The following is a 2,288-nucleotide window of genomic DNA, read 5'->3' as shown; positions in this document are numbered from 1 at the left end:
CTTTTTTAGCATCTGATTTCATGAAAACTTTAACTACCGTGCGCTTTTGCTTTTGAGAAGACACGAGCGAAGCGAGTGCCATTTTTGCCTTTGCTCTTGCTGTTGGGGTTTCGGGGCTTGCCCTGAACAAGGTCACAGAGTGGGAATTTATCACGGTAGTGAAAAAGTACCCTTTGTGTATCCTTGCTCTATGCTTTTTAAACCTTTGAACTTTTCCCCGTAATTTGAAGAAATTGCCCCTCGACTAAGCTTGCTTAGTCAAAAAAGTTTGAGCAAAGCGAAAACATAGGGCAATTTTCGTGATGAAAATGGGCTTTTAATGTTTTTAAATGCTTTTAAATGCTTTTAGACACACTGAAACGTAAGCCTAGCAAGGATTACAGAGGACATATCCCACCGTTTACCTACCAATATCCCACCGTTTACCTACCAATATCCCACCGTTTACCTACCAATATCCCACCGTTTACCTACCTTAATACACAAAGATATTTTTATGTGTTATAACGTAATAAAAAATAGAGGTGGTTTATGAGTGATTTAATAGTGAAAGATAACGCCCTAATGAATGCTAGTTATAACTTAGACTTAGTTGAACAGCGGTTAATTCTCTTAGCTATCCTCGAGGCTAGAGAATCAGGCAAAGGAATTAACGCCAATGACCCTCTTACAGTTCATGCAGAGAGTTATATCAATCAATTCGGTGTAGTTAGACAGACTGCTTATCAAGCCCTAAAAGATGCCTGCAAAGATTTATTTGCCCGTCAATTCAGCTATCAAGAAAAGCGTGAACGTGGACGAGCTAATATTACAAGTCGTTGGGTATCACAAATTGCTTACATTGATGAAACGGCAACAGTTGAGGTTATTTTTGCCCCTGCTGTTGTTCCCCTGATTACACGATTAGAGGAACAGTTCACAAAGTACGATATTGAACAAATTAGTAGCTTATCGAGTGCCTATGCAGTTCGCTTGTATGAATTATTGATCTGCTGGAGAACAACAGGAAAGACTCCAGTTATTGATTTAACTGAATTTAGAAAGCGAATAGGAGTTTTAGATACTGAATATCAGCGAATGGATGTATTTAAACGTGGCGTTTTAGAACTAGCATTGAAGCAAGTAAATGAGCATACCGACATCACAGCAAGCTATGAACAGCACAAAAAAGGGCGGACAATCACAGGATTTTCATTCAAGTTTAAGCAGAAGAAGAAAACAGAGGCGGAAACGCCAAAAAACAGCGATTCTAGCCCACATATCAAAAAACCTAGTCAAATCCCTGCCAACATCGCAAAACAGCCTGAAAACGCAAATATGGACGTTTTGGAACACCGTAAAAGTAAAATTACAGGTGCAATCATGGCTAATGGTTTAGCAGATCGGTTTAAACGTGGTGATGAGTCAGTAATGGACATGATGAAACGAATCAAAGAAGAAATCACAACTGAAGCAACAGCCGACCAATGGGAAAACAAGCTAGAAGAATTTGGTGTGGTTTTTAGTCATAGCTAAATTCCCGAAGGGCGCACTTTACCATTGAGTCCAATGGGTGCGTTTTGCAATGCAAAAATTAAAAAGACAAAGATATTTTTCTTTGCCTTTGCCTTACTAGAAAATTATTTTTTAGTTTGTATATCCTAAATCTTTTAAGTATTTAGCTAATCGAGTAAGTGATTTATCTAAATTGTTTTCATCGCCATTTTCCTTATCTATTCCAGCTTTAAGTAGAGAGATTAATTGATTGTTTTTAGCTAAAGATATGTGGAAATCATCATGAATAGGAAGCATGTCATTTTTTGCATAACATATTGATGCGCATATTAAACTAGCTAAATCTAAAACGCGATGTAATGGCAATTCTTCTGATTGTCTAGACCATTTTTCACCTGTGTATCTCCAAACTTTTGCAGACAAATCTGTATTGCCTTGGCTATTCCATTGAGCTAAACCAATTGATAGTCCTTCAGCATCAGTTTTATTTTTAAAACGTCCATCTAACTGAGAATATTCTTCTAATTTAACAATTGGTTTATGTGATAGATGCGTTGGTATTTCCATTTTCAGTACCTATTAGTAAGTAGTTTAGTAATTTAGTTAGTAAAATTATTACTAAAAAGATTACTAATGTAAATACTAAATTAAAAATTATTAGCGAGTGTCTACGAGCGACACAATGAAAGTTCGATTATTCCCCTCTCTGAAAAACCGCTTTTTTAGCATCTGATTTCATGAAAACTTTAACTACCGTGCGCTTTTGCTTTTGAGAAGACACGAGCGAAGCGAGT

General features: G+C 36.8%; 2 protein-coding genes. One reads left to right on the top strand and one right to left on the bottom strand.

The window, feature by feature from the left end; translation table 11 throughout:
- Positions 1 to 531 precede the first annotated feature (531 nt).
- Positions 532 to 1,515 carry a replication initiation protein RepM gene (gene repM / locus RFH42_RS16790; RefSeq protein ID WP_104472929.1) on the top strand — a complete coding sequence of 328 codons (984 nt, stop codon included), beginning with the start codon at positions 532 to 534 and terminating at the stop codon, positions 1,513 to 1,515.
- Between the two features lie 111 nt (positions 1,516 to 1,626).
- Here the strand turns inward: repM and RFH42_RS16785 are convergent, their stop codons facing one another.
- Positions 1,627 to 2,061 carry a DUF6530 family protein gene (locus RFH42_RS16785; RefSeq protein ID WP_308977075.1) on the bottom strand — a complete coding sequence of 145 codons (435 nt, stop codon included), beginning with the start codon at positions 2,059 to 2,061 and terminating at the stop codon, positions 1,627 to 1,629.
- Positions 2,062 to 2,288: the final 227 nt, after the last annotated feature.

It is taken from the genome of Acinetobacter rudis, from assembly GCF_031157835.1.
GTDB classification, from domain to species: Bacteria; Pseudomonadota; Gammaproteobacteria; order Pseudomonadales; family Moraxellaceae; genus Acinetobacter; species Acinetobacter rudis_A.
Note: the sequence above shows the minus strand (reverse complement) of the source record. Positions and strands in the feature narration are given on the sequence as shown.